We start from the raw sequence: 19,811 nt of genomic DNA, 5'->3' as shown, positions 1-19,811 counted from the left end.
GTGTCCAAATCGGCCATACTGGTCTGCATGGCGGAAACGAGTGCGATCGACGAGGCCGAGAGAGCTGGGACAAGCCTGCCCGCGGTACCCCAGCCACTGCTGACGCCGCTCACGGAGGCTGCGATCTTCCTGGTTTTCACCATCGACGAGGGTGGTGAGCAGGCAGTTCACGACGTTCTGGCTGATATCTCGGGGCTGCAGCGATCCATCGGATTCCGGGTTCCCGCAGGTGGCTTGGCCACCGTGGTCGGCATCGGTTCGGATGCCTGGGACCGATTGTTCGAGGGCCCGCGACCTGCGGAACTGCATCCGTTTGTCGAGCTGACGGGTGACAAACACCACGCTCCCCGCACGCCGGGTGACCTGCTGTTCCACATCCGGGCCCGTCAGATGGATCTGTGCTTCGAGTTCGCTTCGGTTGTGACGACGAGGTTGGCCGGGGCGGCTTCCGTGGTCGACGAGGTGCACGGATTCAAGTATTTCGAGCAGCGCGATCTGATGGGGTTCGTGGACGGCACCGAGAACCCGTCCGGACAAGCGGCATATGTCGCGGTCACAGTCGGCGACGAGGATCCGGAGTTCGCGGGCAGCAGCTACGTCATCGTCCAGAAGTATCTCCACGACATGTCGGAGTGGAACGCTCTGCCCGTTGAGGAGCAGGAGAACGTCATCGGACGCTCCAAGCTCGAAGACCTCGAGATGGACGACGACACCAAGCCTTCCAACGCTCACACCGCACTTACCGTCATCGAGGACGAATCTGGCGAGCAGATCCAGATTCTGCGTGACAACATGCCGTTCGGCCATGTCGGCTCGGCGGAGATGGGCACCTACTTCATCGGTTACTCGGCATCGCCGACGGTCACCGAGCAGATGCTCCGCAACATGTTCATCGGGAATCCCGTCGGCAACTACGACCGCATTCTCGATTTCTCGACCGCCGTCACCGGTATCAATTTCTTCGTTCCGACGGCGGATTTTCTCGATGATCCCCCGGACGTGCCTGCCAGGCTCGTCCCCGAAGCGACGTTCACAAAGCCCATCTCTGACGGTTCTCTCGGAATCGGCAGTCTCAAAAGGAGTGCCCAGCAATGACAAACCTGCACCGCGACCTAGCACCCATATCGGCAGCAGCGTGGGCCGAGATCGAAGAAGAGGCCAGCCGCACCTTCAAGCGTCACGTTGCCGGCCGCCGGGTTGTCGACGTCGAGGGTCCGTCGGGCGACGATCTTGCCTGTGTTGCGTTGGGGCATCAGGTTCCGATCAGTTCACTCGCGGACGGGGTGATCGCACACGCTCGTCAGTCGCAGCCGATCATCGAACTGAGGGTGCCGTTCACCGTCAGCCGCCAGGCAATCGACGACGTCGAGCGCGGCGCAAAGGATTCCGATTGGCAGCCGGTCAAGGACGCGGCTCAGAAGATCGCCTTTGCCGAGGATCGTGCCGTGTTCGAGGGATACCCGGCGGCAAATATCACGGGTGTGCGCGCGAGTGGTTCCAACCCTGAACTGAAGCTGCCCGCCGACGCCAAGGATTACCCCGAGGCCATCAGCCAGGCTCTCACGGCGTTGCGTCTGGCCGGGGTCAACGGCCCGTATTCGTTGCTGCTCAACGCAGATGCGTTCACTCAGATCAATGAAACCTCCGACCACGGCTACCCGATTCGCGAGCACATCAGGCGGGTGCTCGACGGCGACATCATCTGGGCTCCGGCTATCGACGGTGCGTTCCTGATGTCCACGCGCGGTGGCGATTACGAGTTGCACATCGGGCAGGATCTGTCGATCGGATATCTGTCGCATGATGCCGAATCGGTGGAACTGTACTTCCAGGAGTCGATGACATTCCTCATGTACACCAGTGAAGCTGTTGTCTCACTGACGTAACCGTCGATACTGAACTGGTAACCGTCGATACCAGGGCCGGCGTGGCAGTTCGCCGCTGTCCTGCAGGTGAGCGACAAACGCTTGGGCGTCGGCATGTGACGACGTCTTCGGTCGCCCGACGGCCCAGGCCGTGAACAACTCGAGATATCGATCGCCAAGGGTGTGGCGCACCATCGGAAGGTGGTGCGCCACTTCTCCGGCGCGCTTGCGAATCAGGGCCACCGACGCGACAGCGGTGTCCGCTGCATTGAATCCCGGCGGTAATTCACCGCCCGCGACCAACGCCCGTATCAGGGCCTCTTGACGTGCTCCGAGGCTGCTCATGTGCGTGACCACTCGGTATTCGCGGTGATACGACGCAGTCCTGCAGCGTCGGCTATGGCGTCGAGTTCGCCCAGAAGTTCGTGCGCTGGTGGGTAATTACCGTCCCGCTCGAGCATGATCGCGGGATGGTGCCCCGCCGCGGTGAATTGCTCGAGCAGTTCCACGACCTGCCGGGGAACGGGATCGGTGTGGGTGTCGTGGTACTTGCCGTCGTGCACGCTGCCACCGGCGATATGGCAATACGCAATGTGTTCCAGGGGTAGTCGGCACAATTCGGCCCATGCATCCAGGCCACGGTTGAGCGCATTCGCGTAGACATTCGCGATATCGAGTACCAACCGAACCTCGGTGCGTTCGATCAGTTCCGACAGAAACTCGGCCTCGGTGAGTTCGTCGTCCGGCCAGTCGAAGAGAGCCGCGATGTTCTCCACCGCTAGGGGTACGGGAAGACTCTCCTGGACGTGGGTGATGTTGCGCGTCAGGACATCCAGAGCCTCGTAGGTCCGGGGAACCGGCAACAGGTGCCCCGCTTCGATGCCGCCGGCGCGGACAAACGCGATGTGCTCACTGACCATCGGCACGCCGCGCAGCCCGGCTACCTGGGCCAGGTGCTCGACGCGCCGAGGATCTAGCGGGTCCGCGCCACCCAGCGACAGGGAAATGCCGTGTGGGATAACCGGAACGGCTAGCCGTTCCAGTTCGGGCGGCAGTGAACTGCCGAGGGATTCCGCAATCACCTCACAGAACGCGAGGCCGTCCAGCTGAGCGATGATCCCCGAGATCTCGGGGCGCCATCCGATTCCTAGGCCCTGGAGAGTCATCCCCCGCACCCGCCGCCACCACCACATCCGCCGCCGCCACCGCCACAACTACTTCCGCTGCCGTCGCCGCCTCCACTGCTTCCTCCGTCGGCGCCGATTCCCGCTGCGGACGCCAGCGCCGGATTGATCATCAGGAATGCCGATCCCGCGAAGAGCGCCGCGGACATGCCGGCCAATCGTGGTCCGTAGGCGGAGAACGCGGGGTTGTTGCGTGGAGCGAGGTAGTCGTGAGATTTCGTCAACGCAGACCGCGCCGCGTTGCCTGATGCTGTGCGATCGAACGTCAACCCGAGGACGGGGATCATGAAACCTGTGGCGATCACAGCGAGAAGCAGGAACTCGAAGGGCTTGTCGCCCACTACCCCGAACGCGATTCTCGCAACTCCGACTGCCACCAGGATTTTCAGGGGAAGAGTGGCGAGCCAGATCGTCCGCCGCGTACTAGGTGCCGTCAGATATCCCTTGTCCACCAGTGAGTTCCGCAGCTGAGCCGATTCCACGGTCATTCGCTCGGCGAGTTGGCGTCGACGGTGGGGTGAGGCTTGCTCAGCCAACTTGTCGTAGACCGTGCGGGTGTACCAATCGAGTGTCGCGTCACCTGGTCCCAGCGGCCGGAGAACCGCGCCGTCGATCGTGATCAGACCGGCGCCGCGCAGGATTGCCAACGATGCTGCGATAGCGCGGGCCTCACCCGTGAGCATGCCGACTTCGGGTGGGGTGAGCTGATCGATGAACTCGACGGGGACCTGGTGTGCTCGAAGCGTCAAGCGCCACAAGACGGTCAGAATAACCAGCGTAATAGCGACAATGATGTAGCCGTACAGGAATTCTCGGCTGGGAATTCCCCAGGTGTCGGCGGCGTAGGCGTTCATCCTCCGCACCCCCCGCCTCCACAACTGCTGCTGCTACCGCCACCATCCGAACCCGAGAACGAGCCGCAACTGTGGGAACTCGAGCCTCCACCGCCGGGGCTGTACGCCGCGCCGGCAGCCACAGCTCCTGCCAAGGCCGGATCAACCAGAACCAGTGCGCCGGAACCGAACAGGGCTGCCGACAACCCGGCGAGAGATGGCCCGTAGCTGGTGAACGACGGCCGCAGTTTGGGTGAGAGGTACGAGTTCTCATGCTTGAGTCGACGCAGTTCGCTTTCACCCAACGCAGTGCGTCGACGATTGATGCGTAGCAACGGAATCAACGCTGCCAACACGACGATCGTCAGAAGCAGAAATCCGACGGGCTTGCCACCGGCCACGCCGAAGATCAACCGGACCACGCCGAGGCCGATGACTGCCACCAGAGGGGTGGTTCGCAAGAGTGCGTCGACGCCCTGCTGCGGGCGCTGAAGGTAGCCCCCGTCGATCAGTCCCGTACGGAGTTGGGCGAGCGCGACATTCATCCGCCCGAGCAGGCGGACCTGACGTAGCGGTACTGTGCCGCTGCCGAGCCGCTTGTGGAGAGTGCGGGTGAACCAGTCCAGGCGGCCCTTGTCCTCCTTGGTCAGGACTCGTGCGGCTTTCCCGGCGGTGGTGATGAGATCGGCGCTGCGCAGTATTGCCATCGAGGCGAGGATGGCCTGGTAGTCGCTCGTCAGGGCACCGACTTCGGGGGGCGTCAGTGGCCGTTGAACCGCGTCGACAACTGTTGGTGACCGGCGTGCTGCCATTCGGCTGTAGAGAGACAGTCCAACAGCGACTGCAGCGGCTACGAGGTACCACTGCAGGAAGGTCTGGCTGGGAATTCCCCAGGTGTCGGCTGCGTAGGTGCTCATCCTCCCCACCCCCCGCTGTCGGTCAGGATGCTCATTTCAGCAGGCGTCAGGGGGCGGGCGATCGCCAACGCGCCGTGGGTGGCGGCGACGTATCGCGCGCGGCAAGGTTCAGTGGAAAATTCCCGCTTGTCCGTATGATTATTCATTGCGCTCCACCTTTCAACGTCCTTGTCCTACAACTGATGTCAGTATCGGGGCGCGTTGCGAGAAAGCGATATCCAGGGGTTGATCGTCACCATTCTGTTACCGTCGAACAGGAGTTTTACCGGCCGGTAGGTCGGAGAACTACCTCCGTCGGATGAGCGTCGGCGGGAGTTTCGACGGCAGTGCGCACCGCACGTGCCACAGTGGAGGCCTTCAGGAAGCTGCTCGGTTCGTAGTTTCCGCCCTCCCCGGCAACAATCTCGCGCTGCATATCGGTGTCGATTCTGCCCGGGTGGATGGACGTCACGCGCAACGACGGTTCCTCGAGCCGCAATGCGTCGCCGAACGCCCGGAGTGCAAACTTGCTGGCTGCGTACGATCCCCAGCCGGCATTGGCGCGCAGTCCGGCGCCGGAGTTGATCAGCACGACGTGACCGCCCCCGGCACGGAGAGCGGGAAGGAGTACGCGAGTCAGTTCGGCTACGGCGATGACATTGGCCTCGAATGTGCGCCGCCACTGATCGACCGAGGATTCCTCGATGGTCCCGAGATCCGCGATACCGGCATTGTGCACCAGGACATTCAGCTTGTTGACGGGAACGGATGCGGCGACGGCGTCGTAATCGGTGAGGTCGACGGGCCACGATGTGGAACCGGGCAGTTCGGCGGTGATCGCCTCGAGGGAAGCCGCGGAACGGGCGCCGAGCACCAGGTCGTGGGTCGGTGCGAGTTCGCGCGCTATCGCAGCTCCGAGGCCGCGGCTGGAACCGGTGATCAAGGCAGTAGGACGCATGGGCTGAGCTTAACGACCCATGATTGTTCGGCTACCCGAACTTGTGTATTTGATAGCCCTGACATTAGAGTTTTACTATGACGACTCGCGACGCGAAAAACTACCGCCGCCTGGGGATTGTTGCTCTGGCGGCAGTGTTCCTCGCTGGATGCTCTGCGGTGAACTCCGCCGACGATGACCGCCCGGTGGTACTGACGACGTTCACCGTCCTCTCGGACATCGCGCAGAACGTCGCGGGCGACAGTCTTCGCGTCGAGTCGATCACCAAGGCCGGAGCCGAGATCCACGGATACGAACCGACTCCCGGTGACATTCGTCGTGCCAACGAGGCCGATCTGATCCTCGACAACGGCATGAATCTCGAAGCGTGGTTCGCCAAGTTCGTCGACGGCCTCGACGTGCCGCACGTCGTGGTGAGTGAGGGCGTCGAGGGCATTCCCATCGCTGGTGACACCTATGCGGGCAAGCCCAATCCGCATGCGTGGATGTCGCCGTTGAACACACAGATCTACGTCGACAACATGGTGGCCGCGTTCAGCGATCTTGATCCGGATAATGCAGCAGCATTTGCCGAGAACGGGGCGAAGTACAAGGCGGAACTCCAATCGGTGCAGGATCGGCTGGTCAGCGGACTGGCAACGCTGCCTGCCGGTCAACGCGCGCTGGTGAGCTGTGAGGGCGCGTTCTCCTACCTCACCCGAGATGCCGGGCTCAGTGAGGCGTACATCTGGCCCGTCAACGCCGAGCAGCAAGCCACCCCGCAACAGATCATTGCGGCCATCGACTTCGTCCGGGCCAACGCAGTTCCCGCGGTGTTCTGCGAGTCGACGGTCTCGGATGCCCCGATGCAGCAGGTTGTCGGCGCAACGGGAGCGAAATTCGGCGGCACTCTGTACGTCGACTCGTTGTCCGAAGCGGACGGCCCCGTGCCCACGTACCTGGACATGATTCGTCACGACACCGACGTCATCCTCGGCGGACTCACCGGAGGGACATCATGAGCGAAGCGATCCGCGTCGAGAACGTCAGCGTCCACTACGGCGACGTGCATGCGCTCGAGCACGTCGACCTGACGCTGAACTCGGGCAGCGTGTGCGGCCTGATCGGGATGAACGGCTCGGGAAAGTCGACGTTGTTCAAGGTGATCATGGGAATGATCAAGCCGGACAGCGGTTCTGTGCGTATCGCCGGCATCGAGGCGGTGGTGGCCCGCAAGAAGGGGTACGTCGGATACGTTCCGCAGAGCGAGGACGTCGACTGGAGTTTTCCGATCAGTGTTCGCGACGTGGTGATGATGGGCCGGTACGGGCACATGGGGTTCACCCGGCGTCCACGACGCGCTGATCGAGATGCTGTTGCCCACGCTCTGGAGCGAGTGCAACTGACAGAATTCGCGGACCGCCAGATCGGGCAGCTGTCCGGTGGTCAGAAGAAGCGCGCGTTTGTTGCGCGCGGTATTGCGCAGGACGCGTCGATCCTGTTGCTCGACGAGCCTTTTGCGGGCGTCGACAAGCGTTCCGAGGCAACTATTTCCACACTTCTTCGGGAATTGGCGGCCGACGGACGGTCGATTCTGGTCTCGACGCATGACCTCCACGCGGTTCCGAAACTGTGTGACGAAGCGGTACTTCTCATGCGGAAGGTACTGGTCCATTCCGACCCCGATACCGTGCTTCGGCCGGAGAACCTTGCCCTCGCCTTCGGCCTCGACGTGATGGACAGGACCTGATCGATGAACATCGTGGAACTACTTCTCGATCCGCTCGAATACGGATTCATGGTGCGCGCCTTGGCTGTTGCCGTGGTCGCCGCGGTGGTGTGCGGCGTGCTCAGCTGCTGGTTGGTGCTCATCGGGTGGTCGCTCATGGGTGATGCCGTGTCCCACGCCGTCCTGCCGGGAGTGGTGCTGGCTTACGTCGTCGGAGCACCGTTTGCTATCGGCGCTCTGATCTTCGGGCTGATCGCCGTCGCGTTGATCGGATTGATACGCAACACGAGTCGCGTCAAGGAGGACGCCGCGATCGGGATCGTCTTCACCACCCTCTTTGCCTTCGGGTTGGTGTTGATCTCGGTCACGCCGAGCCAGACCGACCTCAATCACATCATCTTCGGTAACTTGCTCGGCGTGAGTTCGTCGGATCTTCTGCAGGTGGCAGTGCTCGGTGCTTTGGCCCTTGGCGTACTACTGGTCAAGCGCCGCGATCTCACGCTGTTTGCCTTCGATCCCGTCCACGCCAACGCAATCGGGCTCTCCCCCAAGCGGCTCAGTGCGTTGCTGTTGGGAGTTCTCGCGCTCACCGCCGTGGTCGCGCTGCAGGCCGTCGGGGTCGTGCTGGTGGTTGCCATGCTGATCATTCCCGGTGCAACGGCTTACCTTCTGACCGACAGGTTTTCGCGGATGTTGATGATCGCGCCCGCCATATCGGCAGCATGCGCGATCACCGGCATCTACATCAGTTACTACCTCGACACTGCGTCCGGCGGCATGGTGGTGATGACGCAAGGGATCGTCTTCACTCTGGTCTATCTGTTCAGCCCCAGTCACGGGGTTCTGGCCAAGTGGATTGTGCAGCGGCGCAGACGATCGCTCAGTGCGCCTGCAGGCGCCCGTCAATCATCTCCAGAACTCGATCGCAGTGACGAAGCACTTCGTGATCGTGGGTGACCATGACGGTGGCGACGCCGCTCGAGTGAGTTTCGCGGGCAAGTAGTTCGACGATGTCGTGGCTGCGTTGCCGGTCGAGCGCTGCGGTGGGCTCGTCCACCAGCAGTACGGAAGGATCGCTGATCAGAGCGCGCGCAATGCCCACTCGTTGACGCTCACCACCGGACAGTTGACCCGGTCGTCTGCTGGCGCGGTGGGTCATCCCGACGGCCTCGAGCAATTCTGCCGGCGTTTTCGATCCCTTTCGGCCGGTGATCTTCTCGACCAGACGCAACTGATCGGTCGCGCTCAACGCCGGAATGAGATTGCCGGACTGGAACACGAATCCGATGTTGTCGCGGCGAAACTCGGCCAGTTTCTTCTTGGACAGGCCGGTAATGGTGGTGCCGTTCACGGTCACGGTGCCGCCCGTCGGGGTTGTCAGTCCACCGGCAACGGCAAGCAGACTGGATTTTCCGGCACCGGACGGGCCGACGACGGCTACGATCTCGCCGGGCAACACACTCAGGTCGACATTGTCGAGTGCGGTGACGTTGTTGTCGCCGTCGCCGAAACAGAGCTGCGCCGCAGCAAGATTCAATCCGAGCGTGGTAGTTGTAACGGTCATCGGTTTTCTCCTAGCGCGGCAAGGGGGTCCACAGACGAGATGCGGGCGATGGCAACAACGGCTCCGGCAAGACCGAGGAGGGTGAGCAGTGCTGCACCGCTGACGACGGGGCCCGCCTCGAGAGCAAACGGCATCCCGGATCCGGTGAGCAGGCTACCGAGACCCAAACCTACGGCCACACCGGTCAATACGGATGCAACGAGGACGATCACAGCCTGCATCAGACCGTCGCGCAACAGAAATCCGGTGGACGCTCCCATGGCGCGCATGACTGCGATTTCACGGCTGCGCTGCACCGTCCAGATGGTGAAGAACGCACCGACCACCAAGGCTGATATTGCGTACAGGAAGGCCTTGATCATCGTCATCGTCATCATCTCGGCGCTGTAACCCGGTGAGGATTCGAAAGATTCAGTCAACGTCTTCGATGCGGTTCCGGCAGCAGCGTCGCCGGCACTCAGATCGGGAAGTACACCGTCGACGCCTTGGATGGCGATAACACTGCCCTCGTTGTAGGCGTCGGCGCGCGGTGCCTCACCGGCCTTGGTGCCGGCATGGATCTGTTGCCAGGTGCTCAGCGGAACATACGCAACGTCGACGTGGCCGAAAGTTCTTTGGTCACTGGTGAATCCGACAACTGTTAGATCCGTTCCGAGGCGGTCGACGGTGACTGTATCGCCGAGATTCACACCCTCGTCGCGGGCGGTGTTGCTGACGATGACGGTGTTCTCGCCGCTCAGCGCGGTACCTTCTGCGGCCGCAGGTTCGAGGAACGAGCCAGGCTCGATCCCGAAAAGTGTGAGGTCGACGGGGGTGCCGTTCTGGGTTTTTGCATTCACGATCATGTTTCCGAACAGGGCTGCATTGGCTACGTCGGGACGCTCACGCCAGGCTTGGGCCTGCTCTTCGGTGACCACCGAACGGCTGAATGCGGAATCGGATTTGGTGCCTTCGGCAAATGCAAAGGCTTGTGCCGGTGTGCGTTGCAGGCCCGATACGCCGTCGTTGACGAGGCCGGAAGACAGTCCGGCCATGATCACCATCAGGATCGAGATGAGGGCGATCACGGCGCCCATCAGCAAAAATCGAGTTCGCGCGAACACGAGTTCGCGCACGGCCAGAAACATGATGCCTCCGAAGTGTGTCGGCGACCTGGCCGACGGTTGTACGACAATTACGACGCTGTAGCTATTACGACACTGTGTCGTAATCATACCGACGCCCTGTCGGGAACATGTCGACAGGGTGTCGGTAAGTGTCGTTATCTACGTCAGATCAGCGCATACACCGTCGCCGGCGACCCGGAACCGCCACGATTGACAGTGCCTCCCACAAGCACATGCGCACCCGTGGTGGGGAGGGCACTCAGGTTGGCAAGATTCTCCAGACTGATGCGATGGGCGCCGTACAGCAGGGTGGAGACGGCGTAGCTGTCGTCGCTCCCGGCGTCGGGTCCGAAGGTGTCGGTACCCAGGGCGCCTCGTCGGCCCAACCGTCCGGAATCGAGGAGCCACCGAACTGCGTCGACGCCAAAGCCCGGCTGATGAATACCGGAGGCGTCGATGTTCGCGTACAGATCTGTGCCCCAACGGGATTCCCAGCCGGTCCACAAGATCACCGCAGCGCCGTCCGGTATCCGCCCGTGCCTCGATTCCCAGTCGACCAGATCGTCGACCCTGAGAATGTAGTCGGAATTCCGGGCAGACTTCTCCCGGATATCGATTTTCACTGCGGGTAAGTACAGGTCGGCAGGATCCAATTGATCCGCGGTCAGGCCGCCGAGTTCAAAATGTGCCGGTGCGCCCCAATGGGTTCCGGTGTGTTCACCCTGCTTGACGTACTGCAGGTAATAGCCGTCAGCTTCGACGGTGGTGGCCGTCTCGAGGGCGAACTCCGGGTCGCCGGGAAAGATCGGCGTGGATGCGGGGTCGTTGACATGTGAGAGCGAGACGATGCGATGCGGTGTGCCAAAGCTGTTGCTTTGCAGCGATTCCCACGAAGACCAGCGGACATTGCGTACCGCGATCACCTGCCCGTTCGGGCGGGTGTCAACGTATTGAGGATATTTCGAAGCCAGGGCGTCGATCGCGCTCTCCGCCTCGTCGGTTCCCGGCTCCAGAATTTCGGCATCACCGTCCGCCCGTACCCACCACAGCTGCGACCAGTCGTCGTCGTAGCGATCGACCAGCAGGCTGACGTGGCCCGTCGCGGCTATGTTCTTCAGCCGGCGAAGTGCGGTTGTGGTTTTCGGTTTGTGGTCGACACACGAGTAGACGGTGTTGCCGACAACAACAAACACGAGCGGCACGATGTGGGGAACACTGTTGGTATCGGCGGTCGCCAGTCGTGCTACTCGTGCTGTGGAGAATCGTGCTTTCGGATCGTCCATATCCACAGCGTAAGTGGATCAGGGGTTGCCGCGAGCGCCTGCTGACGGAACAGTGGACCCATGGAACCGGATGAAGCGCTTCGGGAGATCGCCTACTGGCTCGAACGATCGCGGGCCGAGACGCACCGAGTGAAGGCCTACCGGCGTGCCGCTGAGGTCTTCGCAGGGCTGTCGGACGACGAGAAGGAATCGCGTCGCAAGGCCGACAGTTGGAAAGCCCTCACCGGCATCGGACCCAAAACAGCGACGATCATTGCCCAGTCGTACGACGGTGTTCCCGAGTACCTCGCCGAGTTGCGGGGACAGGCGCAACCTATCGGCGACGGCCCGCTGCGGCAGTCTTTGCGCGGCGATCTGCACACGCACTCCGATTGGTCCGACGGCGGCAGCCCCATCGAGGAAATGATGCGACGGGCTGCCGCGTTGGGCCATGACTACTGCGCGCTCACCGACCACTCACCGCGTCTGACCGTCGCCAACGGGCTGTCCGCGGATCGCCTGCGAGCTCAACTCGACGTCATTGCCGCATTGAATGCGGAACTGGCCCCGTTCCGGATCCTTACAGGTATCGAGGTCGACATCCTCGAAGACGGTTCCCTCGATCAGGACCCGGATCTGCTCGACGAACTCGACATCGTGGTGGCGAGTGTGCATTCCAAACTGCGATCCGAACGCGAGGCCATGACTCGCAGAATGCTTGCCGCGGTGCGTAATCCGCGGGTAGACATTCTCGGCCACTGCACCGGCCGGCTTGTCGAGGGTGGTCGCGGTACTCGTCCCGAATCGCAGTTCGACGCCGAGAAAGTGTTCGAGGCCTGCCGCGAATCCGGTACTGCTGTGGAGATCAATTCCCGGCCCGAACGTCGTGATCCGCCGTCGCGGTTGATCGAGTTGGCCCTCGATCTCGACTGCATGTTCTCCATCGACACCGACGCTCATGCTCCCGGCCAATTGGCATGGCAGGGCTACGGGTGCGAGCGCGCCGAAAAGTGCGGCGTCGACGCCGATCGGGTGATCAACACGTGGACGGCCGACGCGCTCCTCGAATGGGCTGGCAACTGAGAGGGCTGGAAGGCAGCGGTGGTCCGCTGCGACCGCGCCGAAGACCGAGGGCTCTTACTGCTTTCCATGTTGATTACGACGGCTGATCTCAATCAACTCGGGTCAGGTAGCGGTGGCCGATAAATGAAACGGCGATAGTGATGCACGCAGCGATCAACAACGCGAGCGCAACGTGCAGCAACAGAAGTAGTGCTCCGACAATTGCGCCGACGAAAATGGTGACGATCGCGCCGACGCGCCGATTCCACAACGCGGATCCCGTTCCGAAGAACGTCTCACTTGCAAGCGAGGTCAGGGTCGAAGTGACCACGACCGTGGTCATATCCTTGACCGCGAGAGCCCTTGCTACCGCTGCCTGCTCGCCCATGACCAGTGCAATAACCGCTGCGAAGACGATCTGTTGGACTGCCGACATGGTGTCGCCGACCACGAACATCGATACGGCTAAGCCGAGGAGAACTATTCCACCTGTCGCGAATAGTGCTGTGGTCCGTGTGTGCCATCCTGCAGGCGACCCGCGAAGCAGCAGCCCGCACGTACACGCCCCAAAGGTAAAGGCAATCAGTGCGATTGCTGGCCCCAGTACGGGAAGCTCGTCGGCGCCGGCAACGGCCATACCCAGTATGACGATGTTGCCGGTCATGTTGCCGGTGAACACCCGGTCGAGGCCGAGGTATCCGACCGCATCGACTAGTCCGGTCACGAAGGTCAGGGCCATCATCGTTGCAACGCCGATGCTTTCGTGGTTGAAACTTGCGCTTGCGGTGGTGCCATCGGTGTTTTGCTTGTACGAGATTGTCATGAAGTTTCCTGAGAATACAGCTGAGACCGGGGAGTGTTGTCTCCCCGGCAACAGGAGACGGGTTCAGAATATGAGAACCGAAACAATGGTCATCAGCACGAGTCCTGAACAGACAGGGATGAAGCATTTACGGGCGAGATCGAGGACTGACACTCTGGCGAAACCTGCAACCGCGATAAGTGATGACCAGGCAACGAGAGTTCCCCCGCCAGACCAGATATTGCCCATCTGGCCAATTGCTGCGAGGGTTGCCGGATCCATTCCTACTGCCGGGCCGAGGGCTCCGGCCAATGACCCGGTAAGTGGCAGGCCGCTGAAGCCTGATCCTTCGAGTCCCGCGATCATTCCGATGATCAGGATCGCGAACGATGTGACAAACGGATTCTGCGGTAGATGGGACTGGCCTGCATTCACGAGATCGAAGAGTAGCGTCGGGCCTGCTGTATCGGCTGGTAGAGCAAGTATCTGGGCAGAGAAGTCGCCGTTCCCGATGAAAAAGAATCCTGCGATGGGAAGCACTATCCCCATCGCCTTGAATGCGAAAACGAGACCGTCGATCAGATGCTCGGAGGTCGTCTCGAAGAATCCTTGCTTGTCATTAGTGGCCGCGGCCGCGAACAGAATGAGCGCGGCGATACCACCGACCATGGCCGCGGCGTCGCCACCCTTGAGGTCCGGGACGATGTCAGTGAATTTGCCGATGAGTAGGTACACAATGAATGCAAGGTAGGCGAGCGGCACCAGAACTGCGAATGTACGTGCGGCCCTGATGCTTTTGAATACGTGGTCGACGGTTGCCTTCATCGACGAGTCTTCGGTGTCGACGCGTTCGGCCACCGACACACCGACATTCGCTCCGGCCGTCACCAGAACTTTCGACCCGCGCGCCGCTCCGGTACCAGGCAGGGTTCCGCTCGGTACCGGAGTGCCGCCGGCGGAGTCGCCGTCAGCCTGGGTCGAGCGGCCGTTCTCGTGCTCGGCTCGCGATTCCCATTCCGTGAGAAGTTCGGGCGATGGTGCTCGCATATTGCGGCGCTGCGTCAGCCACGTGATGATCAATGCGGTGAGTCCCACGATCAGTGACATGACAAGAGCGCGGTCGGCAACTACATCTGGATCGACACCGGCGGCAGTTGCGGACAGGCCAGGCGCAACCTTGATGATGTAATCGGCCGAGAGCGCCATTCCCTGCCCACAGATGGCGATCGACATACCGACTGCCATAGGCGAGAGACCCGCGCGGATCGCGACCGGAATCAAGACCGCCCCGATGAGCGGAACCGCCGGTGTGGGCCAGAAGAACAGCGAGATCATGTACGTCACGGCGGCAAGAACGAGAAAACTGCTTGTGCCACCGCGCATAACTTTCCGGAACGGCGCAACCATGAGTCGATCGGCGCCCATCTGACGCAACGCTCCGAGCATCGCAGTTACCAGAGCGATGATCAGGAAGATGTTGAACAGTTCTTTGGCGGCGACGAGACTTGCGTTGAAGATTGATGCGAGTCCAGTGACAAGGCTGTCGGAAAAGACGAATGCAGTCAGAAATGTACCCAGTACCGCCGGCACGACTATGTTCTTTCTGAGCATCATTGTGGCCAGGATGACGAGTATGCCCGCGAGGTACACCCAGTGTGCGGCAGTTAGATTTACTTCCACGTTGCGCCCCTTATGAGTTCGTGCCAAAGTCGCGATAACTGATTGAGTGATAGTGCGCGGGGCGGTTTCCAGGGTCAACGGCTAGTCTGCACACTCGAGTCCGATCCTAGATGTGCAGGATGTCCCATATTGCGCAAAACGGCGCGGCGATATGTCCGTTGAGTTAAGAATTGTTGCGCGACTGCGCTTTTCGATGACATTCTGGCCATTAAATGTGGGTACCCTAACCTTAGCTGGGCACGTGGTTCCTCTGTGCCTTGCCTTCAAACCGCAATGGAACGGATAGCATGATGAGTGCAACTACGGGCGTGACCGCATCGAGGATGAATGCGGGAGTTGACGAGGGCACATCACCCGCACTTGCCGCACTGCTGGTGGGAACTTTCGTCGGAACGGTCAGCAACAACATCGTCAACGTCCCACTCACGGCCATACTCGACGATTTCGAAGCTCCATTGAGTAGTGGAATTTTTGTTGTCGTCGCATTCTTGTTGACCTTCGCAGCGGCGATGCCCCTGGCAGGCTGGATTGGTGATCGGTTCGGGCGCAGGCGGGTGTACTGCGCAGCGTTGATCGGCACTGCGATTTGCTCGCTGGGCGCGGCATTGGCACCGTCACTCCCGGTGCTGGTGATGTGGCGCTCGTTCGGAGGTGTTGCGGCGGCCGCGTTCGCGCCCGCCGTCATGGGTCTCATTGCCTGGCTGTTCGGCCCGGCGCGGCGGGCCAGAGCAGTCGGGGCTTGGGCTGCAGTCAACGGAATCGGGCAGGCCATGGGACCTTCACTGGGCGGTGTGGTGAGTGACTTGATGGGCTGGCGATGGGTATTCGTTCCACTCATCCCAGCGGCGCTCATCGGCTACTTCGCCACCATGAAGTTCATTCCGCGTTACCCCGCGAAGAAGATGCAGCTGGACTGGGTGGGTGCGATCACGCTGACCAGTGGCGCCGGCTCCATCGTCCTCGGGATCAGTCTCGCTTCGCAAGGGAGTCGAAATGCTTGGCTGAGTGGAATTCTCGTTGTTGCCGGAATCGCGCTGGTTTCTGTGTTCGTTGCCTGGTGCCTACGGGCGAAGGACCCGTTCGTTCCGATAGATCTGGTCCTCGAATCACGTTTCCTGCGAAGCGCACTCGCGGCTTTTGCTCAGATGTTCGCGCTGGGAGCCACGTTGCTTGCGTTACCGCTCTACCTGACTTCAGGCGGCAGCTCCACGACCTCGGCTGGACTTGTTCTCTTTGTACTGCCGCTATCGATGACCGTTTCAGCACCGGTAGTCGGACGCTACGTGGACAGGCTCGGCGGCCGAATGACGATGCGCTGCGGTTTGTCGATCTTGATCGTCGGATTATGCGTTCTTGCAACGATTCTTCAGCTCGACGTCCGGAACATGTGGTCCTTGAGCGGGGTGCTGATTGTTGTCGGAGTCGGAGTCGCGATGGTGCAAACGCCTGCTGCAGCAGGCTCGACCCGTTCACCTGCCGGCGCAGTAGGTACGGGGCTCGGTCTGTTCAATCTGATCCGTTTCGGCGGGTCTGCAGTGGGAGCCGCGTGGGTCGGAATCGCCGTTAATGTGGCAGACAGTCCGTTTGCCCTCCTATTCGGGATCACCTCGGCTGTTGTTGCCGTCGGGTTCGCGGCAACCTTTGTCGGCGAGGATCCAATCGCGGTGTGATTTCAGGTGTTCCGCGTCTCTCGGTCAACACCCGCTCGCACCGTGGCCAAAAGATCCAACCTCAATGCCAACCAGATCGTGAATTGATTTTCGGCTTGCTTGATATCGAGACCCATCGACCGAGAGATCCGATCAAGCTTGGAGATCATCGTATTTCGATGCAAGCCAAGTTTGCGGGCCGCAGCGTTGATGTTTCCGGCTTCGGCGAGATAAGCAAACAGGATTTTCTCGAAGTCCGGTGGTCCGCCGGGGCCTCGTAAGGGCCCAAGTATGTCGTCGATCAACCGACGGCTTTCGTCTGACTCGGCCGCAACTGCAAGCACCCCGAATCCGCGGAGATCTCGGTACGAGACCGAACCCGACAGTTCGAGTCGCGCTGCGATACCGAGTGCAATTCGAGCGTCACGGTAGCTTGCGGCGATATTCTTCGCTCCGTGCGATCGTCGGCCATGAGTCACCGGAATACGCTGTCCCAGACGCTTTTCCAGATCAAAGGACATGGCATTGGCATAGTCGTCGATCTCGTCCTGACTCTCGCTTCGCAGTGACCTGACGACAATGAGAAAATCGCCGATCACGGTTACGTGGGAGGCGACATCCACCTGGGGCAGTACGCCTGCCGCGTACCGGGCGAGACGCACCATACTTGCGCCCGGATGCGGGCCCGTCCGGTCGACCAATCCAGGTGCGACGAAGACGATGTAGTCGAGGTCGAGATCAATTTCGTGGAGTTCGGCGCGAGTTTTCAGGTCGAGGTCACTGGCGAAGTTTCCGTGGACAAGGGCTTGAACGAAGTCGCCCTTGGCGCGCTCTTCAGCTTCGTCGACGCTTCGCTGCCGTAGCATCTCGGCACCGATAATCGAGCCGGCTTGCTCCACGACTACCTTGTACTGAGCGATGTCGTGCCGCCGTGGTTTGCCGGCGAGCGTAAGGACGACAACCCATCCCTCATGCCGACCGGCGAGATGCATGGCAGAGGCAACTGCTGTCACGGAAACTGAATTCGAATGCGCCGGAGGAAGCTCGAGAACATGCACTTCATGTGCGTGGAGAACTTCTTCTTCCGTCCTGCTCGGAAGGGCTGCCGTCAGGGACTGCACCAGCGCCGCAGTCGCTTCGCTGTCTTCGGCGGGTAGTCCGGACTGGACGATCAACCTTCCCCGGACGTCGAGGGCGAGGGCGGGGCGAGAGGTGAGAGAGCTTACTTCGCGAACGAGCATCGGTACGCCGGCGCCACGGTGAAGTAAGGCAGCAAGAGACTGATGAACCATCACCCCGTACCGCATCACATGAGCTTCCTGAGTGAGTGCGCGCTCGGCGAGGAGCTTGTTCAGCACGGTAAATCCAACGGGGAAAGCCAATTCCACCGCCGGTAGTGCCTTCGGCCAGACTGTGCTGGAAGGAGCCGTCCCGTCGACGATCACAGCACTGGCACCACGCGCGAGTAGCGATTTCAATGCCAGGGCGGCGCCCGAAAGAGCATCCGGACGGGTGTAGACAACGACGCCTACCAGCGAATCCGGCCTGCTCAACACCTCGTCCCACGGTAGGCACCACGTAACCTGGGAGTCCATCTGGTCGTAACCTGACAGCACGTGCGCCTTGTCGAAGATCGGTTCCTCGAGGAGACCCCGTAGCGATAATCGTTCGGCTTCGAATTGCTCCGAGTCCGTCATGTTCTCGGTCTGTCGATGGTTCATGACTGCGCTCCTCGCGGTGGATCAAGTGTGCAGTATGACCTACGGAACCAGCCCATGTCATGTGCAGTATGACTATCACAGTGCTGCTCGTCCGGGTTCTTTTGACCATCGTGCGGAGGGATCAGGGCTGGTAGAAATCCATCTATCAGCCCAACCAACACGACGGAGACGATATGCACCAAGTTCACCGGATCACACTCGACGATGCTCTACCGCTGCTTGCCGCCGGACGTGCGAAGGCAGAAGAGATCGGCGTCAAGCAGACACTGTGTGTTGTCGACGACGGGGGCAATGTGCTTGCACTGCACAGGTTGCCAGGTGCACGTTTGACCGGAGTCGACATCTCGATCGCCAAAGCCTTCACCGCCGCAGGACATGAGCGCGCGACGCACTTGTTCAACGAGGCCCCGGATGGTCCAGCCCTTCCCGGCAACGAAGCATTCGGCATCAGCCACATGCTCCCCGGTAAGTTCGCCGTATTCGTCGGCGGATTCCCCTTGCTGTACAACGGTCAGATTGTCGGGGGAGTGGGTATCAGCGGCGGAAATGGCAAGCAGGACAAAGCAGTAGGTGCCGCCATGCTTGCGGAGTTCGAGGCGCTCACGTCTGCCAACGTCTGACAAACTCGTTCGAAAAGTGCACAGTGCACTCGAAAGACGTTGATATTCGGATCTTTTGACCATAGTGAACCGCCGCAACGCCTATTACCGTCGGCAACGAATCATCTTCTAACATCAAGAAAGAACGAGGCAGATCATGACCGAACTCTTGAACCGCGAAGATTTCCGCGCAGCTCTCGAAGGAGCGCTGGTTGGCCGCGAGGCCGCAAACGCTTCCTTCAGCAAGGCATGGGCAGATGGAAAGCTCGAGAAGCGCCACTTCGCGCGCTGGGCCGAAAACCACTACCACTACGTCGGACCGTTCGCCGACTACCTCGCGAACATCTACTCGAATACTCCCGACACGTTCACCAATGCCAAGGACTTCACTCTCCAGAACATGTACGAGGAGGAACTGGCAGATATTCGCCATACCGATCTGTTGATCAAGTTCGGTGAGGCATGCGGCACCACTCGTGAGCAGATCGAGAATCCGTCCAATATGAGTGCCATAACTCGCGGACTACAGTCCTGGTGCTACGCCGTTTCCCAGCGTGAACACTTTGTTGTCGCGACGGCAGCGCTGGTTGTCGGGCTGGAATCACAGGTCCCGAGTATCTACAAGAAGCAGATAATTCCGCTTCGAGAAGTATACGGATTCACCGAGGACGAGATCGAATTCTTCGAACTGCACATCACATCCGATGTCGTGCACGGTGAGCGCGGCTACCAGATCGTGCTCGACCACGCAGACACCCCGGAGTTGCAGGCCCGCTGCTTGCAGCTGGTCAAGTGGGGTGCGGAAATGCGCTTCAGCTACACCAAGGGACTCTACGACACCTATGTGGCGTCTGACCTCGAACTCATCACTGCCTGAAGCTGATTGATTGTCCCGGCGGGTGGCGGAACGGTGACTCCGCCA

Annotated in this window: 21 protein-coding genes and 1 pseudogene; 9 read left to right on the top strand and 13 right to left on the bottom strand. The window is 60.9% G+C overall.

Annotated elements, in window-relative coordinates; all coding sequences use genetic code 11:
* Positions 1-27 precede the first annotated feature (27 nt).
* Both C7T36_RS13450 and C7T36_RS13445 read left to right on the top strand, forming a co-directional pair.
* Positions 28-1,095, top strand: coding sequence for a Dyp-type peroxidase (locus C7T36_RS13450; RefSeq protein WP_095888072.1), 1,068 nt, complete (start codon positions 28-30; stop codon positions 1,093-1,095).
* Positions 1,092-1,886 (top strand): family 1 encapsulin nanocompartment shell protein, encoded by a 795-nt coding sequence (locus tag C7T36_RS13445; RefSeq protein WP_033235271.1) that lies wholly within the window; start codon positions 1,092-1,094, stop codon positions 1,884-1,886. The genes C7T36_RS13450 and C7T36_RS13445 overlap by 4 nt, the downstream gene beginning before the upstream one ends.
* Here the strand turns inward: C7T36_RS13445 and C7T36_RS13440 are convergent.
* From C7T36_RS13440 to C7T36_RS13420, 6 genes are all read right to left on the bottom strand, one after another.
* Positions 1,875-2,210 carry a hypothetical protein gene (locus C7T36_RS13440; RefSeq protein WP_045066820.1) on the bottom strand — a complete coding sequence of 112 codons (336 nt, stop codon included), beginning with the start codon at positions 2,208-2,210 and terminating at the stop codon, positions 1,875-1,877. The genes C7T36_RS13445 and C7T36_RS13440 overlap by 12 nt on opposite strands.
* Positions 2,207-3,031: a DUF692 domain-containing protein gene (locus tag C7T36_RS13435; protein WP_045066022.1), complete on the bottom strand. Its 825-nt coding sequence runs from the start codon at positions 3,029-3,031 to the stop codon at positions 2,207-2,209. The genes C7T36_RS13440 and C7T36_RS13435 overlap by 4 nt, the downstream gene beginning before the upstream one ends.
* On the bottom strand, positions 3,028-3,903 hold the full coding sequence (locus C7T36_RS13430; protein ID WP_045066020.1) for a TIGR04222 domain-containing membrane protein: 876 nt from the start codon (positions 3,901-3,903) through the stop codon (positions 3,028-3,030). The genes C7T36_RS13435 and C7T36_RS13430 overlap by 4 nt, the downstream gene beginning before the upstream one ends.
* On the bottom strand, positions 3,900-4,799 hold the full coding sequence (locus C7T36_RS13425) for a TIGR04222 domain-containing membrane protein (RefSeq protein WP_045066018.1): 900 nt from the start codon (positions 4,797-4,799) through the stop codon (positions 3,900-3,902). Before C7T36_RS13425 ends, C7T36_RS13430 begins: the two co-directional genes overlap by 4 nt.
* Entirely contained in the window at positions 4,796-4,945 is a 150-nt protein-coding gene (locus C7T36_RS30115) for a hypothetical protein (protein WP_162487729.1), read from the bottom strand. The genes C7T36_RS13425 and C7T36_RS30115 overlap by 4 nt, the downstream gene beginning before the upstream one ends.
* A 116-nt stretch (positions 4,946-5,061) precedes the next feature.
* Complete coding sequence (locus C7T36_RS13420) at positions 5,062-5,736, bottom strand: SDR family oxidoreductase (RefSeq protein ID WP_045066016.1); 675 nt, start codon at positions 5,734-5,736, stop codon at positions 5,062-5,064.
* Positions 5,737-5,813: 77 nt separating this feature from the next.
* Here C7T36_RS13420 and C7T36_RS13415 point away from each other — a divergent pair, with 77 nt between their 5' ends.
* The 3 genes from C7T36_RS13415 to C7T36_RS13405 are packed head-to-tail and all read left to right on the top strand — an operon-like array spanning position 5,814 to position 8,401.
* Positions 5,814-6,737 (top strand): metal ABC transporter substrate-binding protein, encoded by a 924-nt coding sequence (locus tag C7T36_RS13415; RefSeq protein ID WP_045066015.1) that lies wholly within the window; start codon positions 5,814-5,816, stop codon positions 6,735-6,737.
* On the top strand, positions 6,734-7,465 hold the full coding sequence (locus tag C7T36_RS13410; protein WP_033235265.1) for a metal ABC transporter ATP-binding protein: 732 nt from the start codon (positions 6,734-6,736) through the stop codon (positions 7,463-7,465). The genes C7T36_RS13415 and C7T36_RS13410 overlap by 4 nt, the downstream gene beginning before the upstream one ends.
* Positions 7,466-7,468: 3 nt before the next feature.
* The gene (locus C7T36_RS13405) at positions 7,469-8,401 is read left to right on the top strand and encodes a metal ABC transporter permease (protein WP_204368964.1); all 933 of its coding nucleotides are present in this window, start codon (positions 7,469-7,471) and stop codon (positions 8,399-8,401) included.
* On the opposite strand, the gene C7T36_RS13400 is transcribed toward C7T36_RS13405, so the two are convergent.
* The 4 genes and pseudogenes from C7T36_RS13400 to C7T36_RS30375 form a co-directional block, all read right to left on the bottom strand.
* Entirely contained in the window at positions 8,325-9,008 is a 684-nt protein-coding gene (locus C7T36_RS13400; RefSeq protein ID WP_033235264.1) for an ABC transporter ATP-binding protein, read from the bottom strand. The genes C7T36_RS13405 and C7T36_RS13400 overlap by 77 nt on opposite strands.
* Entirely contained in the window at positions 9,005-10,135 is a 1,131-nt protein-coding gene (locus tag C7T36_RS13395; RefSeq protein ID WP_045066014.1) for an ABC transporter permease, read from the bottom strand. Before C7T36_RS13395 ends, C7T36_RS13400 begins: the two co-directional genes overlap by 4 nt.
* 143 nt (positions 10,136-10,278) lie before the next feature.
* Positions 10,279-10,995, bottom strand: a complete 717-nt coding sequence (locus tag C7T36_RS13390; RefSeq protein WP_045066818.1) for a cyclase family protein — start codon at positions 10,993-10,995, stop codon at positions 10,279-10,281.
* Positions 10,996-11,397: pseudogene (locus tag C7T36_RS30375) on the bottom strand (TIGR03668 family PPOX class F420-dependent oxidoreductase); the annotation flags it as partial.
* A 60-nt stretch (positions 11,398-11,457) separates the two neighbouring features.
* Here C7T36_RS30375 and C7T36_RS13385 point away from each other — a divergent pair.
* Positions 11,458-12,459 (top strand): PHP domain-containing protein, encoded by a 1,002-nt coding sequence (locus C7T36_RS13385; protein ID WP_045066013.1) that lies wholly within the window; start codon positions 11,458-11,460, stop codon positions 12,457-12,459.
* 88 nt (positions 12,460-12,547) lie between these two features.
* On the opposite strand, the gene C7T36_RS13380 is transcribed toward C7T36_RS13385, so the two are convergent.
* Both C7T36_RS13380 and C7T36_RS13375 read right to left on the bottom strand, forming a co-directional pair.
* Positions 12,548-13,261: a YoaK family protein gene (locus C7T36_RS13380; protein ID WP_080711773.1), complete on the bottom strand. Its 714-nt coding sequence runs from the start codon at positions 13,259-13,261 to the stop codon at positions 12,548-12,550.
* Positions 13,262-13,324: 63 nt separating this feature from the next.
* Complete coding sequence (locus C7T36_RS13375) at positions 13,325-14,920, bottom strand: hypothetical protein (RefSeq protein ID WP_045066011.1); 1,596 nt, start codon at positions 14,918-14,920, stop codon at positions 13,325-13,327.
* Between the two features lie 287 nt (positions 14,921-15,207).
* Between C7T36_RS13375 and C7T36_RS13370 the strand changes: the two genes are divergently transcribed.
* Entirely contained in the window at positions 15,208-16,590 is a 1,383-nt protein-coding gene (locus tag C7T36_RS13370) for an MFS transporter (RefSeq protein WP_045066009.1), read from the top strand.
* A gap of 2 nt (positions 16,591-16,592) precedes the next feature.
* Here C7T36_RS13370 and C7T36_RS13365 read toward each other — a convergent pair whose 3' ends face one another.
* On the bottom strand, positions 16,593-18,290 hold the full coding sequence (locus tag C7T36_RS13365) for a CdaR family transcriptional regulator (protein ID WP_239654662.1): 1,698 nt from the start codon (positions 18,288-18,290) through the stop codon (positions 16,593-16,595).
* A gap of 173 nt (positions 18,291-18,463) precedes the next feature.
* Here C7T36_RS13365 and C7T36_RS13360 point away from each other — a divergent pair, with 173 nt between their 5' ends.
* Together C7T36_RS13360 and C7T36_RS13355 are read left to right on the top strand one after the other, a co-directional pair.
* The gene (locus tag C7T36_RS13360) at positions 18,464-18,910 is read left to right on the top strand and encodes a heme-binding protein (RefSeq protein ID WP_033235260.1); all 447 of its coding nucleotides are present in this window, start codon (positions 18,464-18,466) and stop codon (positions 18,908-18,910) included.
* Positions 18,911-19,046: 136 nt separating this feature from the next.
* Positions 19,047-19,766, top strand: coding sequence for a TenA family transcriptional regulator (locus C7T36_RS13355; protein ID WP_045066006.1), 720 nt, complete (start codon positions 19,047-19,049; stop codon positions 19,764-19,766).
* Positions 19,767-19,811 lie beyond the last annotated feature (45 nt).

It is taken from the genome of Rhodococcus sp. AD45-ID, from assembly GCF_003023755.1.
Lineage (GTDB): Bacteria > Actinomycetota > Actinomycetes > Mycobacteriales > Mycobacteriaceae > Rhodococcus_F > Rhodococcus_F globerula.
Note: the sequence above shows the minus strand (reverse complement) of the source record. Positions and strands in the feature narration are given on the sequence as shown.